12 protein-coding genes and 1 tRNA gene are annotated in these 20,595 nt (G+C 70.0%); 10 read left to right on the plus strand and 3 right to left on the minus strand.

Annotated elements, in window-relative coordinates; all coding sequences use genetic code 11:
* The 6 genes from DEH69_RS30230 to DEH69_RS33265 all read left to right on the plus strand — a co-directional run bounded on the left by DEH69_RS30230 (nt 1) and on the right by DEH69_RS33265 (nt 7,098).
* Nucleotides 1–1,908, plus strand: coding sequence for an NADH-quinone oxidoreductase subunit L (locus DEH69_RS30230; protein ID WP_113690188.1), 1,908 nt, complete (start codon nt 1–3; stop codon nt 1,906–1,908).
* A 3-nt stretch (nt 1,909–1,911) separates the two neighbouring features.
* On the plus strand, nt 1,912–3,516 hold the full coding sequence (locus DEH69_RS30235) for a NuoM family protein (protein WP_113690189.1): 1,605 nt from the start codon (nt 1,912–1,914) through the stop codon (nt 3,514–3,516).
* Nucleotides 3,513–5,066, plus strand: a complete 1,554-nt coding sequence (locus tag DEH69_RS30240; protein WP_113690190.1) for an NADH-quinone oxidoreductase subunit N — start codon at nt 3,513–3,515, stop codon at nt 5,064–5,066. Before DEH69_RS30235 ends, DEH69_RS30240 begins: the two co-directional genes overlap by 4 nt.
* A gap of 148 nt (nt 5,067–5,214) precedes the next feature.
* The gene (htpX, locus tag DEH69_RS30245) at nt 5,215–6,081 is read left to right on the plus strand and encodes a zinc metalloprotease HtpX (protein WP_113690191.1); all 867 of its coding nucleotides are present in this window, start codon (nt 5,215–5,217) and stop codon (nt 6,079–6,081) included.
* Between the two features lie 237 nt (nt 6,082–6,318).
* On the plus strand, nt 6,319–6,729 hold the full coding sequence (locus DEH69_RS30250; RefSeq protein WP_113690192.1) for a YccF domain-containing protein: 411 nt from the start codon (nt 6,319–6,321) through the stop codon (nt 6,727–6,729).
* Between the two features lie 111 nt (nt 6,730–6,840).
* Nucleotides 6,841–7,098 carry a hypothetical protein gene (locus DEH69_RS33265; RefSeq protein ID WP_113690193.1) on the plus strand — a complete coding sequence of 86 codons (258 nt, stop codon included), beginning with the start codon at nt 6,841–6,843 and terminating at the stop codon, nt 7,096–7,098.
* A gap of 564 nt (nt 7,099–7,662) precedes the next feature.
* On the opposite strand, the gene DEH69_RS33270 is transcribed toward DEH69_RS33265, so the two are convergent.
* The 3 genes from DEH69_RS33270 to DEH69_RS30270 form a co-directional block, all read right to left on the minus strand.
* Entirely contained in the window at nt 7,663–8,322 is a 660-nt protein-coding gene (locus tag DEH69_RS33270) for a DedA family protein (RefSeq protein ID WP_113690194.1), read from the minus strand.
* Between the two features lie 82 nt (nt 8,323–8,404).
* Entirely contained in the window at nt 8,405–9,532 is a 1,128-nt protein-coding gene (corA, locus tag DEH69_RS30265; protein ID WP_258535073.1) for a magnesium/cobalt transporter CorA, read from the minus strand.
* A gap of 26 nt (nt 9,533–9,558) precedes the next feature.
* Entirely contained in the window at nt 9,559–10,047 is a 489-nt protein-coding gene (locus DEH69_RS30270) for a YajQ family cyclic di-GMP-binding protein (RefSeq protein ID WP_113690195.1), read from the minus strand.
* Between the two features lie 135 nt (nt 10,048–10,182).
* Here DEH69_RS30270 and DEH69_RS30275 point away from each other — a divergent pair.
* From DEH69_RS30275 to DEH69_RS30290, 4 genes are all read left to right on the plus strand, one after another.
* Nucleotides 10,183–10,264, plus strand: a tRNA-Tyr gene (locus DEH69_RS30275).
* Nucleotides 10,265–10,685: 421 nt separating this feature from the next.
* On the plus strand, nt 10,686–12,407 hold the full coding sequence (locus DEH69_RS30280; protein ID WP_113690196.1) for a LamG-like jellyroll fold domain-containing protein: 1,722 nt from the start codon (nt 10,686–10,688) through the stop codon (nt 12,405–12,407).
* Between the two features lie 60 nt (nt 12,408–12,467).
* Nucleotides 12,468–19,223: a polymorphic toxin-type HINT domain-containing protein gene (locus tag DEH69_RS30285; RefSeq protein WP_113690197.1), complete on the plus strand. Its 6,756-nt coding sequence runs from the start codon at nt 12,468–12,470 to the stop codon at nt 19,221–19,223.
* A gap of 7 nt (nt 19,224–19,230) precedes the next feature.
* Entirely contained in the window at nt 19,231–19,620 is a 390-nt protein-coding gene (locus DEH69_RS30290) for a hypothetical protein (RefSeq protein ID WP_113690198.1), read from the plus strand.
* Nucleotides 19,621–20,595 lie beyond the last annotated feature (975 nt).

The raw sequence follows: 20,595 nt of genomic DNA on the forward strand, positions 1-20,595 counted from the left end.
TTGAACACCACGACAGCGGCCGTTCTCGTTCCGCTGCTGCCCTTCGCCGCGGCGGCGCTCATCCTGCTCGGCGGGCGCCGCGCCCCCGGCTTCGTGAGGCCGCTCGCCGTGCTGCCCACGCTCGCCGCGGCGGCGTTCGCCGTCCTGGTCGCGGCTCGGCTCAGCGGCGGCGACCCCGTCGAGGCGGCCACGCGGCTCGCGCCCACGGGCAACGACGCGCTGCCGATCGAACTCGCCCTGCACCTCGACGGGTTCGCCGTGCTGGTGGCCGTGCTGGTCGCCGTCGTCGCCTCGTGCGTCCAGATCTACTCCACCGGCTACCTCCGCGACGACCCCCGCTACCCCTCGTACGCCGCGCTGGTCTCCCTCTTCACCGCCGCCATGCTGCTCGTCGTCTACACCGACGACCTCGTGGTGCTCCTGGTCGGCTGGGAGACCATGGGCATCTGCTCCTACTTCCTGGTCGGCCACCACTGGGAGACGCCAGCGGCGCGGGCCGCCTCCATCAAGGCGTTCCTGGTCACCAAGCTGGGCGATGTGCCGTTCGTCATCGGCATCCTGGCGCTCGCCGCCGACGCGGGGACGTTCCGGATCAGCGACATCGTCGCGGGGCTCACCTCCACCCTGTCGCCCACCGCGCTCGACCACCCCACGCTGATCGCGCTGCTCCTGCTCGCCGGGGTGGCGGGCAAGTCGGCCCAGGTGCCGCTGCACACCTGGCTGCCCGACGCGATGGCGGGCCCCACGCCCGTCTCCGCGCTGATCCACGCCGCGACGATGGTCGCCGCCGGCGTCTACTTCGTCGCCAGGCTGCTGCCCGTCTTCGCGTCGTCGGCCGCCGCGCTCGTGGTCCTCGCGGCCGTCGCCGCGCTCACCATGCTCGGCTCCGCGCTCGCCGCCCTCGCCCAGGACGACGTCAAGCGCGTGCTCGCCTGGTCGACCATCGGCCAACTCGGCTTCATGACCGGCGCCCTGGCCGTCGCCGACCGCGAGGCCGCCGTGTTCCACCTGCTCACGCACGGCGCGTTCAAGGCGCTGCTCTTCCTGGCCGCGGGCGTGCTGATCCACACCGCGGGCACCGGGTCGCTCGCCGCCATGTCGCGCATGCGCGGGCTCAAGGGCCGGGCGACCGACGCCTACTGGACGATGACGCTCGGGCTGCTCGCGCTGGCCGCGATACCCCCGTTCTCCGGCTTCTTCTCCAAGGAGGCCGTCATCGGCGCGGCCGAGCACGCCGCGTTCGACCCCGAGCACGGCATCCCCGCCGCCGCGGGCTGGATCGTGCTCACCGCGGGCCTCGCCGCCGCGCTGCTGACCGCCGCCTACGCGGCGCGGCTGTGGCTCGTCGCCTTCCACGACCCGGTCGCCGCCCGCACAGAGCCGGTCCCGCCAGGGCACCAGGCCGGGCCTCAACTCTCCGCCGTCCTCTGGCTGTTGGCCGTGCCCACCGTGGTGCTCGGCCTCGGCTACCGGGTGCTGCCCGAGTGGTTCGACGACGGCGACCTCGCCCCCACGCTCACCACCTCCGTGCTGGCCACGGGCGCCGCGCTGCTCGGCGGGGTCGTCACCTACGCCGCATGGCGCCGCGCCTACGAGGGCGAGGGCCCCGTCGACCCCGCGCCCAGCCTGCTCGGCCCGCTGCACGGGCCAGCGCGGGCGGGCTTCCGCCTCGACGCGCTCTACGCGGCGGCGTTCGTGCGGCCCGTGCGCGCCGCGGCCCGGCTGGTCCGCTTCCTCGACGCCGCCGTCGTCGAGACCTATGTGCGCGGCGCCGCGGGCGCGCCGGGGCTGCTCGGCGCGCTCACCCGGCGCGCACAGACGGGCAACGTGCAGACCTATCTCAGCGTGATGGCCTCAGGAGCCCTGATCCTGGCCGTCGCCGCCGTCCTCGCCGCCGCCGGAGACTGACCGATGATCACGCTGAACGACACCACGACACAGGTGCTCCTCGTCGCGCTCATCGCGCTCCCGCTGCTCGGCGCCGCCGCGGTGCTGCTGCCCCGCGTCCCGGCCTGGACGGGCGTCGCGGTCACGGGCGCGGTCCTGGCGGGAGCGCTCGTGCTCGCGGCCGCGTTCGACCACGACGACCCCGCGGCGGTGCAGGCCGAGAGCGACGTGCCCTGGATACCGGCGCTCGGCGTGCGGCTGCACTTCGGCGTGGACGGGATCTCGCTGCCGCTCGTGGCGCTGACCGCGCTGCTGACGTTCCTGTGCGCGCTGTACACGCTGGCCAGGCCGCCCGAGGGGCCGAGGCCCGCGGCGTTCACCGCGCTGATGCTGCTGCTCGAGGCGGGCACGCTCGCGACGTTCGCCGTGCTCGATCTCGTGCTGTTCTTTCTGGCGTTCGAGATGGTCCTCGTGCCGATGTACTTCCTCATCGCGCGCTGGGGCGGCGCGGGCCGCGAGGCGGCGGCGTGGCGCTTCGTGCTGTTCACGGTGACCGGCTCGGTGGTGATGCTGCTCGGGCTGCTGCTGATCGGCGTGCGCGGCGGCACGTTCGACATGGTGGCGCTCGCCGAGGCCAACGGCGCGGGGCTCAGCCACGCCACGCAGGTCGTGGCCGTGCTGGCCATCGGGCTCGGGCTCGCGGTCAAGACGCCGATGTGGCCGCTGCACAGCTGGCTGCCCGACGCGCACACCGCGGCGCCGACCGCGGGCTCGGTGCTGCTCGCCGGGGTGCTGCTGAAGATGGGCACCTACGGCCTGGTGCGGATAGCCCTGCCGATGGCGCCCGAGGGGATGGAGACCTTCGCGCCCTACCTCGGCGCGTTCGCCGTGACCGGGATCGTCTACGGGTCGCTCGCGTGCCTCGCGCAGGTGCGGCGGGGCGCGGGCGGCGACCTCAAGCGGCTGATCGCGTACTCGTCCGTGGGGCACATGGGCTTCGTCCTGCTCGGCATATCCACCCTGACCGCGACGGGGGTCAACGGGGCGCTCTTCGCGAACGTCGCCCACGGGCTCATCACCGGGCTGCTGTTCTTCCTGGTGGGGGCGCTGAAGGAGCGCACGGGATCGACCGACATCGACCGGCTCGCGGGGGGCGCGGAGGGCGCCGGGGCGGCGCTCTACGGGCGGACGCCTCGGTTCGGCGGGCTGCTGGCGTTCGCCGCCGTCGCGTCGCTCGGGCTGCCGGGGCTCGCGGGCTTCTGGGGCGAACTCCTCGCGCTGCTCGGCGCGTTCCACCCGGCCGACGGGCTCAGCAGGCCCGCGTTCCTCACCTATACGGCGGTCGCGGCGTTCGGCACGCTGCTCACGGCCGCGTATCTGCTGCTCGTGGTGCGGCGCGTGTGCATGGGGGACGCGCCGGGGGAGGGCGCGGGGAGCGTGGGGGGCCCGGGAAGCGCGGGGGGCGTGGGCGGCGCGGGGGGCGGCGCGTTGCCCGATCTGCGCGCGCATGAGTACGCCGCCTTCGCGCCCCTGGTGGCGCTCACGCTGTTGGCCGGTCTCTGGCCCGCGGTGCTGCTCGACCTGACCGATCCCGCCGTGCAGCACCTCCTGCCGGGAGCCGTCCGATGAACCTCATCCAATCCGTCGAGTGGGCCGTCATCGCCCCGCCCCTGATCGCCGCCGTCGCCGCCGTGGCCGTGCTCGTCACCGACCTCTTCCTGCCCGCCGCGCGCAAGGCGGTCCTCGGCTGGCTCGCGGTGGGCGGCCTGGCGCTCGCCGCGCTCGCGCTCGTGCCGCTGCGCGACGGCGACCGCGCCACGTTCTGCCTGCCGGGCGACGCGGGGCTCTGCTCCTACAGCGCCGACCGTTTCGCCGTGATCGTCCAACTGCTCGTGCTGGCCGGGGCGTTCCTCGCTGCCCTGCTCTCGCTGCCGGGCTCGGGGGAACGCGACAACAAGGGCGCGGACGGGCGCGTGGACGGGCGCGTGGACGGCGAACAGGCGCCGCCCAGCGGGGAGTTCTGGTTCCTGCTGCTCTGCTCCGCGTCGGGCGCCGCGCTGCTGCCCGCGGCGCGCGACCTGGCCACGCTGGTGATCGCCCTCGAGGTGACCACGCTGCCCGCGTATGCCCTGGTGGGGCTGCGGCGGGCGGGCGCGCCCGTGCGGAACGCCGGGCCCGAGGCCGCGCTCAAGTTCTTCCTCGCCTCGGTCACCGCGACCGCGGTGGGGCTGCTCGGGATCAGCTTTGTGTACGCGGGCGCGGGCAGCCTCCACCTGGCCGAGATCGCCGAACAGCTGCCAGCGGCCGACCCCCGGCTCGCCACGCTCGCCGAGGCGGGCGTGGTGCTGACGCTCGTGGCGTTCGCGTTCAAGGTGGCGGCGGTGCCGTTCCACTTCTGGGTGCCCGAGACCTATCTGGGCGCCCCGCTGCCGGTCGCCGCGTATCTGTCGGTGGTCGGCAAGACGGCGGGGCTCGCCGGGCTCGCGCTGGTCACCAGCGGGGCGTTCCCCGGGCATGGCGACCTGTGGGGCCCCGCCCTCGCGGTGCTCGCCGGGCTGACCATGACCGCGGGCAACGCCGCCGCCCTGCGCACCGACCCCGAGGCGCCGCACAGCGCGCTACGGCTGCTCGCCTGGTCGTCGGTCGGGCAGGCGGGCTATCTGCTGGTGCCGCTCGCCGCCGCCGCGTACACGGACGAGGGCGCGGTCGGCGCGGCGGTCGCCTACGCGCTGATGTACGGGGCCGTGAACCTGGGCGCGTTCGCCGTCGCCGCCCACGTGGCGCGGCACGCCAGGGCCCACCGGATCGCGGACTACGGGGGGTTGTGGGCGCGGCAGCCGTTCGCGGCGCTCGCGCTCGCGTTCTTCCTGCTGTGCCTCGCGGGGCTGCCGCCCGGCGTGATCGGGCTGTTCGCCAAGGTCGCGGTCTTCGAGTCGGCGGTGGACGCGGGGCTCGGGGCGCTCGCGGTGGTGATGGCGCTCAACGTGGCGATCGCACTCTTCTACTACCTGCGCTGGACGGCGGTGCTGTTCCGGGCCGCGCCGGGGGGCGCGTCGCGGGTGGGCTCGCGCCCCGCGGCGCCGCTGACCGGGGTGATCGCGCTGACGGCGGCCGCGGGCGCGATCCTCTCCGGTGCTCCGCAGATCATCCTCACCTTCACGTCGGGCACCTTCCTGTAGACGCGGTGTGGCAGGGGTCTGCCTGACCGGGGAACGGAATTCCCTCGTATGGCGTTGTGCACATCGGGAGTGTCCACTGTAAGTGGAGAAACTCCGACATCCGGGTCCATCCGGGCACCCCCACACTGCGCTACCTGGAGGGCACACCGTGCACCGCCGGCACAACGGACTGAGGACTGCCGCACTGCTGGGCGGCATGTCCGCGTTGATCCTGGTCATCGGCAGCTTCTTCGGCCGGATGGGCCTGATCGTCGCGCTGGTGATCGCGCTCGCGACCAACGGCTACGCCTACTGGAACAGCGACAAGCTCGCCCTCCGCTCCATGCGCGCGCGGCCCGTCAGCGAGTTCGAGGCGCCCGCGCTGTACCGGATGGTCCGCGAGCTGGCCGGGCAGGCGCGCCAGCCCATGCCGCGCCTGTACATCTCGCCGACCGAGGCGCCGAACGCCTTCGCCACCGGGCGGAACCCCAGGAACGCCGCGGTGTGCTGCACCGAGGGCATCCTCAGGCTGCTCGACGAGCGGGAGCTGCGCGGCGTGATCGGGCACGAGCTGAGCCACGTGTACAACCGCGACATCCTGATCTCGTCGGTCGCGGGCGCCATGGCCTCCGTGATCATGTTCCTGGTGAACTTCGCCTGGTTCATCCCCATCGGGCGCGACGACGACGAGGGCGGGCCCGGCGTCTTTGGGATGCTGTTCATCCTGATCCTGGGGCCGATCGCGGCGTCGCTGATCCAGCTGGCGGTGAGCCGCTCGCGCGAGTTCGAGGCGGACGCGTCGGGGGCGCAGCTCACCGGGGACCCGCTGGCGCTCGCGAGCGCGCTGCGGAAGCTGGAGGAGGGCACCCAGCGGCGGCCGCTGCGGCCCGAGCCGCAGCTGGAGACGGCGAGCCACATGATGATCGCGAACCCCTTCCGGAGGGGCGAGAGCCTGGCCCGCATGTTCTCGACGCACCCGCCGATGGCCGAGCGCATCACCCGCCTGGAGCGGATGGCGGGCGGCGGCCGGTCCTGAGGGCCGCGGCGGCCCGTTCGCCCGCGGCGGCCGGTCCTGAGAGGCCGCGGCGGCCCGTTCGTCCGCGGCGGCCGGTCCTGAGAGGCCGCGGCGGCCCGTTCGTCCGCGGCGATCCGTTCGCCGGGGGAGGGCGGGGGCCTCGGGGGTGTCACCGTTCGGCCCCGGGCGCGTTCCGGGCGCGTTCCGGCTCGGTCGCGCGGGATGCGAGATGGCGCCCGGCCCGGTCATGCTTGAGGGGTGAAGACGCTTCTCAATGTGATCTGGCTCATCTTCTCCGGCCTCTGGATAGCTCTGGGCTACGCGCTCGCGGGGATCATCTGCTTCATCCTCATCGTGACCATCCCCTTCGGGATCGCCTGCTTCCGGATAGCCGGGTTCGCGCTCTGGCCTTTTGGATACCGGGTCACCGAGCGCCATGACGCGGGAGCGGCCTCCGGCATCGGGAACATCATCTGGCTCATCGTCGCCGGGATCTGGCTCGCCATCGGCCACATCCTCGCGGGGATCAGCTTCTGCGTGACGATCATCGGCATCCCGTTCGGGCTGGCCCACTTCAAGATGGTGCCGGTCTCGCTGATGCCGCTGGGGCGGGAGATCGTGCCCACGGCCCAGGCATACCCCAGCTACCGCTGGACCGGCACCTACTGAACGAGCCCTCACGGAGAGGCGTCTCAAGGGCGGAGAATCTTACTTTCGTCAGGGCAACGCCCGCCGAACGGCAGTGGTCGGGCACCCCCGCCCTTCCCTACCGTCGGTGGCATGATCCAGCCGCCGACCCCCTGGCGACGCGCCGCCGCCCTCGCCACCGCCCTGCCCCTCCTGCTGCTCGCCCCGTTCACCGCCCCGTTCACCGCGGCGCTCGCCACCGCGCTCGGGCTGGCGCGCCCCGGTGGCCCGTGGGCCGTTGGCCGGGATGCGCCGCGCCTGGTCGAGCCGGGGCGCGCCACCCCCTTGGCACCCGAGGGGCCGCCCGCCCGCCGCCGACCCCGCTGGCCGAGGAGCTCGCCGAGGAGCTGACCAGCCACGGCCATGCGGTCGCCACGACATTCCCGGCCCCGAGGGCGCTGCCCTGCACGGCGCGGCCCGGCGCGGCCCGGCACAGCCCTGCCCGGCACGACCCGGCACAGCCCTGCCCGGTATGGCCCTGCCCGGTATGGCCCGGCCCGGAACGGCACGCCCCGGCACGGCAGGACCCGGCCCGGAACGGCCCGTGAGGTCCCGCGCGGCGCCATACCGAGCGACCGCCCCGCGCCGCATCGGAAGGCCGGTCACTCGATCGGCGGGAACGCCACGGCCGTCACCACGGCCGCTTTCACAGTCGCCGATCCCCACGCCCTCGCCCCACGGCTGAACGGCAGCCCGCCCCCGATGCAGCCCCGGCGACGACGCCTCACGGGACCGCGACCGGCCCGGTCCCGGCGGCTGCCACCACTGGCTGATCGTCCCCGGGCACCGCCTCACCCCGAAGTCCCTTTTCTCTCCCCCGCGTTCAGCGCACCCCAGACCTCCGCGCTCGCTCCTACCCCGCCCCACCCCTGTCGGCCTACCTCGTGATGGCCTATTCGGCGACCTATTCAGGGCCTATTCGGCGGCTTGCTCGGCGGCGGGCCCGGTGCCCTTCCCCTTCCGGGAGCGCCGCTCGCGCAGCATCCGGAAGCCCTCGTGGAGGAGCGCGATGGTCAGCGCCAGGCCGAGGCCGACGCCGACCCCGAGCAGGGGGTTGTCCTCGAAGGCCGTGCCGCCGATGTACCCGATGCCCGCCGAGTAGACGGCCCAGCTGAGCGCGGCGATCGCGTCATACCGCGAGAAGTACTTGAGGGGATACTTCGTGGCCCCCGTCGTCAGGGTCGCCGCCGTGCGGCCACCGGGAATGTACCGGGCGATGATCAGGACCACCCCACCCCGCTTCCTGAGTATCTCGCCCACCTGGTCATAGGCGCGTTGGGTGCGACTGCCCTGCTTTAGGCGGGAATAGATACGTGTGCCGGATTTCCGGCCTATGTAGTACGAAATGTGATCACCGGTGAAGGCGCCCAGGGCCGCCACGGCGATGATGAGAAAGAGGTTGGGATTGCCGTTGGGACCGCCGTCCGCCGCGGCGAAGACCCCGAGGGTGACCACCAAGGTCTCGCTGGGCACCACGGGAAAGAACGCGTCCAGCTTCGCGATGGCGAAGAGCGCCACGTACACCCACGGCGTGGCGACAAAGCCTTCGATCGCCTCGATGATCGCGTTATCCACGAAGCCAAGCCTAGGCAATTACCCTGAGCAGGCGGACCTGCCCTTCGGTAACAGACCGTCTTACTTTCGTCATCTCGTTGTCTCAGAGCCAGCCGTTGCGGCGGAACCCCCGGTACAGCAGGGAGCAGGCGGTCAGGATCACGCCGATCACCAGCGGGTAGCCGAACCGCCAGTGCAGTTCGGGCATGTACTGGAAGTTCATCCCGTACACCCCGCACACCATGGTCGGCACGGCGATGATGGCGGCCCACGCGGTGATCTTCCGCATGTCCTCGTTCTGCGCCACCGTCACCTGCGCCAGATTGGCCTGAAGAATCGAGTCGATCAGGAAGTCGTAGCCCGACACCTGGTCCGAGACCCGGGTCAGATGGTCGGAGACGTCCCGGAAGTACCGCCTGATGTCCTGGTCGACCATCGGCAGCCCGGCCTCGGTCAGCTGCTGCAACGGCCGGTCGAGCGGCGCCACCGCCCGCTTCAGCTCGAGCAGCTCCCGCTTGAGCTGGTAGATCTGCCCTGGGTCGGCCCGCCGTCCCCTGGTGTCCGCGAAGACCGACGCCTCCACCTCGTCGATGTCGTCGCGCACCGCGCCCGCGACGTCGAGATAGTGGTCCACCACCTGGTCGGCGATCGCGTGCAGCACGGCCGAAGGGCCCTTGGCCAGGTGCTCGGGATGCGCCTCGAGCCGCTCCCTCAGCGGCCCCAGCGACCCGTGCCCGCCATGCCGCACGGTCACCACGAAGTCCTTGCCGACGAACACCATGATCTCGCCGGTGTCCACCACCTCGCTTGTCGACGTCAGCCGGTCGTGCTCGACGTACCTGACCGTCTTGAGCACCATGAACAGCGTCTCGTCATACAGCTCGAGCTTCGGCCGCTGATGCGCGTGAACGGCGTCCTCCACCGCCAGCGGGTGTAGCCCGAACAGCTCGGCCACCCCCGAGAACTCCTCCTCGCCCGGCTCGTGCAGCCCGACCCACACGAAGCCGCCCGGCCGCTTGCGCACATGGGAGATGGCCTCGTCGGGCCCTATCGCGGCGTGCTGGCGCACCCCGTCCCGGTAGATCGCGCAGTTGACGACGGCGTTGCCCAACGGCGAACGCCCCGGATGCGACAGATCGACCCTGCCTCCCGAAGGGCCGTCACCGACGGGGCGGCCTCGCCGTTCCCCCGCCGCCTGGGCGGCCTTGCGAAGATTGCGCATGACGGACACGAGGGCTCCGGATCTCGGCGGTGGCTTCAGCGGTAGTTCACGAACTGAACCGCGAAGTCGAAGTCCTTCTCCCGCACCAGCTTCTGGACCTCCTGCAACGCGTCCCTGCTCTTCGAGGTGACCCGGAGTTCGTCGCCCTGCACCTGGGCCTTCACGCCCTTCGGGCCCTCGTCCCTGATCAGCTTGGCGACCTTCTTGGCATCCTCGGTGGAGATGCCCTCCTTCACGGTGGAGTACAACCGGTACTCCTTCCCCGACGCCTGCGGCTCCCCCGAATCCAGCGCCTTCAGCGAGATCCCGCGCTTGACCAGCTTGGACTGGAAGATGTCGAGCACCGCCTTCGCCCGCTCCTCGGCGTTGGCCCGGATCTCGATCCGCTCGCCCGACCACGCGATCTGGGCGCCGACGCCGCGGAAGTCGTAGCGCTGCGAGATCTCCTTGGCCGCCTGGTTGAGGGCGTTGTCGACCTCCTGCCGGTCGACCTTCGAGACGATGTCGAAACTTGAGTCAGCCATGGTGTGTCAGGCTCCTCACGCGTAGCGAATCGGGCAGGGTCGGCGCACAGCCTAGCCACCCACAACGGCGATCCACCCCGCACAACCCGGTGGCGGACCACCCCCCAGCATCGGGTATCGTTTGGTCCGTTGCCAGGCGGTGTGCCCGAGTGGCCAAAGGGAGCAGACTGTAAATCTGCCGGCTCAGCCTTCCCAGGTTCGAATCCTGGCGCCGCCACCCTGGTGAAACGGCCTCTGATCTGCGGATACGCAGCCGGGGGCCGTTCTCGTTCCGACGAACACCCCGCGGGCGCAATGCGCCCTATGTCCCACTCTGTCCCACCGGATTTCGTGTGCTGACCAGCGCGTGTGGGACATGCGTGGGACAGATCTGGGTCGTTGCCGTCAGGCTCGGAGCAGAACGCCACCACGCTCGGCGAGGCGGGCGGTGATTCTGGCTGGCCCACCTGCTCACCGGGCGAACGCTGCTGCTCCTGGCCGAGGACCAGCCCCCGCTCGACGAGGGGGCGCGGCAGACGGCCGACGCCCTGCGTGAGTCGGCGCACCGCTGGCGGCATACCGCCCAGTCCTTCAGTCACATCGTCGACCTCACCGACCCTCGCGAACGTCCGGCGCTGCCTCGCTACTCCTACGCCGACGTGCACGCGGGCCGCGCGAACCCGATCCCGAGAACGGAACCGCACCCGGCCGCCGTCTTCAACAACGCCGACCAGGAGCTTGTGCTCTACGTCGATGGCGAGCGCGTGGACGACGTGCCGTGGGTCGGCGTTCCCTGGGAGGCGCGTGGCGCCACCGGGCTCGGCGCCTCACTGAGCGGCACCTCGGGCGGAAGCGACTTCTTTGCGGGCGGTCTCGACGAGGTGCGCTTCTACGACTACTGGCTGAACGACGCCCAGGTCGCCCAGCTGCACACGCACGCCGAGCTGACCAGCGGCGGGCGCCCCGCCACCGCCATCTGGGCGCTCGACGAGGCGGCGGACGCGGTCTCCGTCGACGGCCGGAGCCAGCGGACCGAGGCTCAGCTCCACGGCGGCGCCGAAACCGGGATCGCCGGTGTCCAGGGCGACGCCGTCTCATTCGATGGCGAGTCGGGCTACGCGCTCACCAGCCAGCCGGTGCTGGACACTTTCCAGTCGTTCGCCGTCTCGCTCTGGGCCTGGCTGCCCGCCGACAAGGAGAACCGGTACATGACGGCCACCACACAAGGGGGCGCGTCGGGCCGGGGGTTCTCGCTCTACCACCGACCCAACGGCGGCGGCTGGTCGTTCATGCGCGCCACCGCACCGGGGCCCGACAGCACCAACGTCGAGGTGGTCGACAACCCCTGCACGGATGGCGCAACGAACTGTCCCGCACTCGGACTCGGGACCTGGACCCATGTGGTGGGCGTACACGACATGGACGCGCGGCGCCTTGAGCTGTATGTGAACGGTCAGTTCGCCGGGTCCCAGCCGTACGACCACCGTTGGGACGCCACGGGCCCGGTCATGCTCGGTGCCTCGGAGTACCCCGACGGCATCCGCAACCACATGGACGGGGCGCTCGACGACGTCCGCTTCTATGACCGGGTCGTCTCGGCCGAGGAGGTCGCGCAGCTCTACGCCCAACGTCCGCAGGTCGCCGCCCGCTGGCAGTTCGACGGGACGACCGGCACCGCCCCGGTACTCACCCCTGATGCGTCGGAAGCGAACAACCCGCTGACGATGCGCGGCGACGCCGCCGTCGGTCCGGGCTGGATCGACACGGGAGCCTTGGTGCTCGACGGCGTGGACGACCACGCGGAGACGGTCACCGTGCCCGTGGACACGACCGCGAGCTTCACGGTCGGAGGCTGGGTCCAGGCGGCGGCCGTCCCCGAGGAAGGCGTCACCCTGTTCAGCGCCGCCGGGACGCATCACAGCGCGTTCGCGGTCCGCTTCGTCCCGGCAGAGGCCGAACCGGGCTGGGGCCAGTGGGAGATCACCGTCCCTGACGGGGACGCGGCCGGAGCCACCGTCGTCCGCGTGGCCAACCCTCGGTACTACGACGCGCTCGACTGGAATCATGTGGCGGTCGTCTACGACGGCTTTCGCCGCGAGATCGAGCTCTACGTCAACGGGCTGCGGGTCGAAGACGCGTGCCCCGACGAGGGTGCCCCCGCCGACTGCGGCGGTGCCTCCTGGAGCGACAACGTCCTGTCGTTCCGCGCCGGACACTCCCTCCAGGTGGGCAGGACCCGTACGGCGGGCGCGTGGGACGAGTACTGGCCGGGCTCCGTCGACGACCTGTGGGCCTTCAAGGGCGCGCTGAACGGGGACCAGATCGCCTGGCTCTCGGGCCAGTGGAGCGACATCCCCACCGAGATCCCCAACCCGCGCTGAGCGAGCACGACATCGCGTCACCTTCCCCCGTCCCACCTCACGCAGGGATTGAGAACGCCGATGAGCGGCAGAACGTACCGACGTATCGCGACGACGTGGCGCGCCCGCCTAGTGCTGGTCCTGGCGGCACTCATGGTCACGTCACTGCTCCAGACCACCTCGTCACCTCCCTCGGCGGCTCAGGACACCGGAGGGTCCGACGAGGCGGAAAGCGGGCAGCCCGTTCCGGGGAGCGACGGGCTCGACGTCCTTCCGCGCACGGTCGAGGACGGACCCCGGGTGCCCCAGGAGGCGCCCAGGGCGGACTGGCCCGATCCGGGCACAGCTACCGTCGAGTTGACGGCGGGAGCCAGGGTCCGAGAGGCCCAGCCCGCCGGTGACCTGCCCGTCCGGATCGCCCCGGCCGCTTCCGGCTCGCCGCAACTGGCCGCGCAGGTACGTGTCCTGGACCGGGAGGCCACCGAGGCGGCGGGGGTCAACGGCGTGCTGCTGAGTATCGAACCCCAGCCGGGGTCGCGGACCGGCACGCTCGAAGTAAGCCTGGACTACGTCGAGTTCGCCGGTGCGTTTGGCGGCGGCTTCGGATCGCGCCTGACCTTCCGGCAGTTGCCCGCATGCGCCCTCGAAACCCCGGACGACCCGGAGTGCCGCGCCTCGGTGCCGCTGCCATCCGAGAATGACGCCGAAGAACAGACCCTCACCGCGCCGGGGGTCGAACTCGGCGCCTCCGAAACGCTGTTGCTCGCCGCCGTCGCCGACGACGAAAGCATGGAAAGCGACTACACCGCGACCGAGCTGACGGCCTCGTCCACCTGGGATGTCGGCCTCAACACTGGCGACTTCGCCTGGTCCTACGAGATGCCGATGCCCGATGTGCCGGGCAGCCTCCTGCCGAGCGTCGGCCTCTCGTACTCCTCGGGATCCATCGACGGCCAGACAGGCGGCACCAACAACCAGGCATCCTGGGTCGGCGACGGCTTCGAGCTGTGGCCCGGCTACATCGAGCGCCGCTACCAGTCCTGTGCCGAGGAGGGCGTGGAGAACGAGGACGGAGGCGAAGTCGGCGACCTGTGCTGGGAGTACGACAACGCCTTTATCTCCTTCAACGGCCAGGCGGGTGAGCTGGTCCCGGCTGGGGACGATGAGTGGAAGTTCCAGCGGGACGACGGCACCCGCATTCGCAGGCTGACATCGAGCGCGCGGGCCAATGGCGACAACGACAACGAGTACTGGGAGCTGACTTCCCCGGAGGGCACCCGCTACTACTTCGGCTACCACCGGCTGCCCGGCTGGGAGCCGGGCGACGAGGCGACCGACTCCACTTGGACCACCCCGGTCTACGGCAATGACTCCGGCGAGCCCTGCCACGCCTCCTCGGTCGTCGCGTCCTCCTGCGTCCAGGCGTGGCGCTGGAACCTCGACTACGTCGTCGACGTCCGCGGCAATGCCGTCGCCTACTACTACGACGCCGAGACCAACTCCTACGGCCGGTTCCTCGACGAGACCGACAACGCCCGCTACACGCGCGGCGGAACGCTCGACCGCATCGAATACGGCCTGCGCGACGACACCGTGTACAGCGCCCAGGCCCTGGCCCGCGTCGACTTCAGCGGCACCTCACGCTGCCTGCCGCAGAACGGCGTGGACTGCGCCGCCTCCGCGATCGACGACAACGAGCTGTACTGGTATGACACCCCGTGGGACCTCAACTGCGACGCCGACGAGGACTGCGACGCCGGACGCTTCTCGCCCACCTTCTGGACCCGCCACCGCCTCACCGGTGTGACCAGCCAGGTCCTCACCGCAAGCGGCTACCATGACGTCGACTCCTGGGCGTTCGACCACCGTTGGGGCAGCGCCGACGTCGACTACCAGCTGCTGCTCGACGGCATCCAGCGCACCGGCCGCTCCGCGTCCCCCGCTGTGACGCTGCCGAAGACGACGTTCGCCTACACCCAGCGCGCCAACCGCCTGGACGAAGTGGGCGACGGCTACGCCCCGTTCGTCAAGGAACGCCTCTCTTCCGTGGCCGACGAGCACGGCGGACAGCTCGACGTGGAGTACTCCGGCGAGGCATGCGACGCCTCAGCACTCCCCACTCCCGAGACCAACACCACCCGCTGCTTCCCCCAATACCTCGGCGGCGGCGTCGACATCGAACCGGACCTCGAGTGGTTCAACAAGTACGTGGTCGACGCGGTCATCGCCACCGACCGCACCGGCGGGTCGCCGGAGCAGGTCACCCGCTACTCCTATCTCGGCGACGCAGCCTGGCACTTCGACGACGACAACGGCCTGGTGCCCGACGACGAGAAGACCTGGTCCCAGTGGCGCGGCTACAGCCACGTCCGAGTCATGACCGGCGGCGAGGGCAGCGACGCCGTGATCAGCCAGGAGGACACCTGGTTCCTGCGCGGCATGCACGGCGACCGGCGCGACGAGAGCGGTGGCACCAAGTCCGTTTCCGTCGCCCTGCCTTCGGGTGAGGGCGAGGCCATCACCGACCACCGTGCCACGGAAGGCTTCGCCTACCGCACCGCGCGCTACGACGGCGTCGACGGCCGGATCCTGGAGAAGACCGTCAACCGGCCCTGGCACCACGAGACCGCCAGCGACGAGCGCGACTGGGGCACCGTCACTTCTGACTTGACCGGCACGGCCCGCACCACCACCTGGGTCTCCCTGGACGACGGGGCGGGGGAGGAGTGGCGGACCACGCGCACGGACAACACCTTCGACACCGTCGCCGGGCGGCTCACGGAGACCAACGACCTCGCCGACATCTCCACCGACGCCGACGACCGCTGCACCCGCACGACCTACTTGACGAACGCCGAGGCCAACCTGCTGGGCTTGTCGTCCCGTGCCGAGACGGTGAGCGTCAACTGCGATGCCACGCCCGACCGTTCGACCGATGTCATCAGCGACGAGCGTTACGCCTATGACGGCCGTGCACACGGGGCCGTTCCCACCGAGGGCAACCGCACCGCCACCGCGGTTCTGAAGGACCACAACGGCACCACCGCGACCTATCTGGAGTCCGGTGCCACCTTCGACCGCTACGGCAGGCCGTTGACCGCGACCGATCTGACCGCGAACCTCACGGCGACCGGCGGCACCGTGACCCGGCAGGCCCGCACCGACGGCCGTACGACCACCACCGCGTTCACCCCCACCTCCGGGTTCCCCACCACCTCCACCGTCACGACGCCCCGCGCCAGGCCGGATGTCGCCAGCTCCACTCAGGTCACCACGACCACGTTCGACCCGCTGCGCGGTCAGCCGACGCGCGTCGCCGACACCAACAACCGCAGCACGGTAACCGGTTACGACGCCCTCGGCCGCGTCACCGCCATCTGGCTCCCTGACCGCGCCCCGCTCGACGACCCCACCTACCGTTTCGCCTACCGCATCGAGGAGGGCGAGCCGGTCTCGGTGGCGACCTACGCGCCCGACACCAGCGGCTATCTGGTCTCCTACGCCCTGCTGGACGGCTTCCTCCGCGACCGGCAGACCCAGGCGCCGGGGCCCGACGGAGGGCGGCTGCTGACCGACACGTTCCACGACGAACGCGGCCTGGTCACCAGGGCGTTCGCCACCTACTACGCCGAAGAGGCCCCCACCCAGAGCATCTTCCTGCCGGAGAACGCGCTCAGCGTCGAGACCCAGACCCGCTACACCCACGACACCCTCGGCCGCGAGACGCGGGCACAGCAGCTGGAGGGCAACACCGACGGCGCCACCGTCCTGGCCACCACGCAGACGAGCCACCACGGAGACCGCACTACCGTCGTTCCGCCTCAAGGCGCCACCACCACAACGACGTTGACCGACGCCCGCGGCCAGACCACCGAGCTGCGCCAGCATCACGGGCGTTCACCCTCGACCGGCTACGACACCACCCGCTACGCCTACACCCCGGCCGGGCAGCTCGAAGAGGTCACCGACCCGGCGGGGAACAGCTGGACGTTCACCTACGACCAGCTCGGCCGCCGGATCTCCGGCACCGACCCCGACGCCGGGACGAGCGAGAGCACCTACGACGACCGCGGGCAGCTGGTCACCACGACGAACGCCCGCGGCATCACGCTGGCCAACGTCTATGACGGACTCGGCCGCCGGACCCAGCTGCGCGAGGACAGCGTCACCGGCCCGTTGCGCGCCGAATGGGTCTACGACACCCTGTCGCGCGCCGAGGGACAGCTGGCCAGAAGCGTGCGCCACCACAACGGTGCCGCCTACACCAACGAGGTCACCCAGTACGACGCGCTCTACCGTGCGATCCGTGGCCGCGTCACCATCCCGGAGGAGGAGGGCGCGCTCGCCGGGACCTACGAATCGTCCACGAACTACCTGGACTTCACCGGCCTCGTCGGCAGTCAGAGCTACGACGCGGTGGGCGGGCTCAGCGGCGAGGGACCGACCTACCGCTACGACGACACACACCGGCTGATCAAGACATTCGGCCTCGACTACGACGCCGATGTCAGCTACGACTTCGTCGGCAAGCCCCAGCTGTTCACGCTGAGCCAGGGTGCGGACACTCCCTTCACGGAGGTCCGGGCCATCTGGGAGCGCGGCACGCAGCGACTGTCCGAAACGGGGGTCCAGCGCGAGAACCAGCCCGGCTTCGACCGTGCCGAGACCTACCGTTACGACGAGAGCGGCAATATCCTCTCGATCGCCGACACCGCCCGCACCGGCACGGACGTGCAGTGCTTCCAGTACGACCATCTGCGGCGGCTCACCGAGGCATGGGCGCAGGGGACCGGGGCCTGCGCGGGGACGCCCTCGGCCGGGGCGATGGGCGGCCCGGCTCCGTACTGGCACTCCTATACCTATGACTTGGTGGGCAACCGGCTGACGGAGACCCTGCACGAGCAGGACACCGAACGCGCCTACTCCTACCCGGAGCCGGGCACCCCGCAGCCGCACACCGTCAGCTCGGTCACGCAGGACGCGCCGGGCGTACGGTCGTTGGAGGAGTTCACCTATGACGAGGGCGGGAACACCCGCACCCGGCAGGTCGGTGGTGAGACGGAGGAGCTGACCTGGGACGCCGAGGGGCACTTGGCGAACGTGGAAAAGGCCGACGGCGCCACGACCGAGTACCTCTACGACGCGGACGGCCAGCGCTTGATCGGCCGGACGCCGACCGAGACCACGCTCTATCTGGGCGGGCACACCGAAGTCGTCCTGCCCGAGGGCGAGGACGCCGTCACGGCCACCCGCTACATCGACCTGGGCGGCGGCCACACGGCCGTGATCGCCGACGACGGCACTGTCTCGTACGCGGTCGCCGACCACCATGGCACGGGCCAACTCTCCATCGACGCGGCCACGTTGGAGCCCACCCAGCGCCGCACCCTCCCCTTCGGTGACCTGCGAGGCGAGGTGCCGAGCGCCTGGCCCGGTACCCGTGGCTTCGTCGGCGGCACGATGGACCCGAGCACCGGCTTGACCCACCTCGGGGCGCGGGAGTACGACCCGGCGCTGGGCCGGTTCATCTCCCTCGACCCGCTGATGGACCCGGCCAACCCGCAGCAGTTCCACGGTTACACCTACGCCAGCAGCAACCCCCTGGCCTTCGCGGACCCCACCGGCCTGATCCAGGACGGCTGCTGGATCTACGGCTGTGACTTCGACGGCAAGGGCAAGCCGACCGGCCGCAAGCCCAGCGGCGGGGGAGGCGGGGGTGGAGGAGGTTCTGGCGGCGGGGGTGGTGGGTCATCCTGCGATCTGAGATGCCAGCAGGGCCAGCAGGCCGCAGCTGAGTACCGCTGTGGCGGCCCGTGTGCCGCCACTCCGCCCAATGATTGCGACGCCGCCTGCCGGGCGACGGCCGAGTACCGCTGCGGCTGGGACTGCTACGGCCCCCAGCGGATACCCGAAGCTCCCCCCGGATGGCTGGTGTTCGGACTTTCATTCATCCCCTTCATTGATTTGCCAACGTGCATAGCCGAAGGAGACGGGGGGGCCTGCCTGGACTCCGTAACTGATATCGCTTTCGAAGCGAAGCTTGCTTTCGGCCTGGCCAAGACGGGGCTCGAAGCGGGAATCGCGGCGCTGCTGCGTCGTTCCGACAGCTGTAACAGCTTCACATACGGCACCTCCGTCCTATTGGCCGACGGCACTGCACTGCCGATCGAAGATGTCGAGATCGGCGATGTGGTGATGGCCACTGATCCCGAGACCGGCGAGACCTCACCGAGAACGGTCACTGCCGAGATCACCGGCACAGGCATCAAGAACGTGGTCACTCTTGCGGTAGCCACCACCGAAGGCACCTCTACGACGATCACGGCTACTGACGGCCACCCCTTCTGGTCCCCTTCGCAGAGCGCGTGGCTCGAAGCCGCCGACCTCACCCCGGGCACCACGCTCCTCACCAAGGACGGGACCCAGACAACCGTCACCGCCACCACCCACACCACGACGGCGACCACGGTCCACAACCTCACCGTCGAAGGCATCCACACGTACTATGTGCTGGCGGGGGCCACGCCGGTACTGGTTCATAATTCCAGCAGGTGTGGATGGGCGACACGTACCGAGACAGCTGGTGATGTCGTTCAGAAATACACCCCGGGGCAGTCAACTCGGGATCCCGCGTCGCAGTGGTTTCACGAGGAATTGAGCGACCAGGAGCTTCTGGATTCGATCAATAACGCTGCGGAAGGGGACGGGATAGCCGTCTCTCGTGGGGGAACTATCCTTGGAGGGCATCATCGTTGGGATGAACTCCAAAGGAGAATCCAGGATGGACGTATCGACCCAGACACGCCCATCCGTATCGATATTTTGGGTGAGGACTGATGCTTCGATGTCTGTGATTCGTGCGACTGACTCCGACTTCCGTGTGTGTCAGATCGATTTCGATACGCTGATCGAAATCCAACTGGAGGCGGAGCAGCGAGGCTGGGCGACTCGGTGGACCTCGGTGGATGCGCTCCGTAGCCAGGTCAAGGAGGGAAGCGTCGTCCTTCAGTCGCTGATGCGTGAAGAGAGAGGGGGAGTGGTGCGGGCCTACCGATGCCTTCTCCTTTTCTCGACCGTGGATGACGGAGATGCTGGCGGAGTTGCAACGATCGATCTTGCCCCCGCGAGGTACGAATCGTTGAAGCGGCTTGATAGAGACCCGGATGTCCGGAAGGCTCTGGTCCGAATGTTCTCCCTTGTCATGGGCGGCATTTCAATGGTCTCGAAGAAGTAGTGGACTCCCTGATCTGCGGAAAGTTTGCGGTAGAGGCGATTGGATGACGGCCTCTTGGTGAGTGCTCAGGAGTCTGTCGTTCAGAGAGGGAATTCACACGCTGTCGAGGTGCGCAGAACCGGGCTAATCCGCGCATCGACGAGACCGGTAACGGCCACCGTGGACGAAGTGATCGCCATGATCAGCGGCGACGCTGAAGCCGCAGACCAGGCCCTAACCTTCCTCGCTCTGGAAGGCCGGATCAGGAAAATCCACCAAAGAGGGGGTTCCTCGTGGATGGCGGCTCGGGGATCTTCACCGGTAGGGAGCGAGACGTTCGTCAGAGGATAGCTGACACCATCAATCGGGGAACTCCCCGGCCGAATACGCCAGATCCCGTTACAGGGGAGGCGAGGCCCGGCCAGATCTATGAGTGGGATTTCGGAACCACCGTCGGGAGGGCGGGTCGTGACAACGGCGGAGGCGCGCTGACCCGTATACGCGTGGTCGTGAACGATGGTGCAGTTGTGACGGCTTTCCCGTACTAGATGGAGAGCCTTTCGGTTAGGAGTACCAGTGAGCGTTTTCCAACCTGGCTGGTGCGGGCCGGTGTTGGAGTGGGGGTGGGGTCCGGACAGAGGTGAAGCTCCTGGTAGATGAGTTCACGACCAAGATCACTCGCTCGACCAGGGGCTTGTGTGCCACGAACGCGCGAGATCGGCGGTGGTAGCGGCCGGTTGAGTGTGGTGCTGCACGGGAGATGAAGGATGTTCGGTCCTTCGGAGCCGCCTTTCGGGAGGAGGCTTCAAACCGCCCTCCGCTGCGTTAGCTGAAGACTGTCGTGGTGAGCGGGAGGGAAAGGGCGTCCGTGAGGCGTCAGGTGGGGATCAAGAAGGCGTTGCATCGAAAGCCTCGTGAGAGGTTCTCCGCGGAAGCGTCGTTACTGAGGTTGAACTCGTGGTGACGCCTTTGGCTAAGGTTTGATGGTCAGGCCGG

Source organism: Streptomyces sp. PT12 (assembly GCF_003311645.1).
Classification (GTDB): domain Bacteria; phylum Actinomycetota; class Actinomycetes; order Streptomycetales; family Streptomycetaceae; genus Streptomyces.

Bases quoted from the DNA above. Each gene is read 5' to 3' on its own strand.
- DEH69_RS30270 (WP_113690195.1), bottom strand. From the start codon at position 10,047: ATGGCTGACTCAAGTTTCGACATCGTCTCGAAGGTCGACCGGCAGGAG.
- DEH69_RS33265 (WP_113690193.1), top strand. From the start codon at position 6,841: ATGATCCAGCCGCCGACCCCCTGGCGACGCGCCGCCGCCCTCGCCACC.
- DEH69_RS30235 (WP_113690189.1), top strand. From the start codon at position 1,912: ATGATCACGCTGAACGACACCACGACACAGGTGCTCCTCGTCGCGCTC.
- DEH69_RS30240 (WP_113690190.1), top strand. From the start codon at position 3,513: ATGAACCTCATCCAATCCGTCGAGTGGGCCGTCATCGCCCCGCCCCTG.
- DEH69_RS30290 (WP_113690198.1), top strand. From the start codon at position 19,231: ATGTCTGTGATTCGTGCGACTGACTCCGACTTCCGTGTGTGTCAGATC.
- DEH69_RS30285 (WP_113690197.1), top strand. From the start codon at position 12,468: ATGAGCGGCAGAACGTACCGACGTATCGCGACGACGTGGCGCGCCCGC.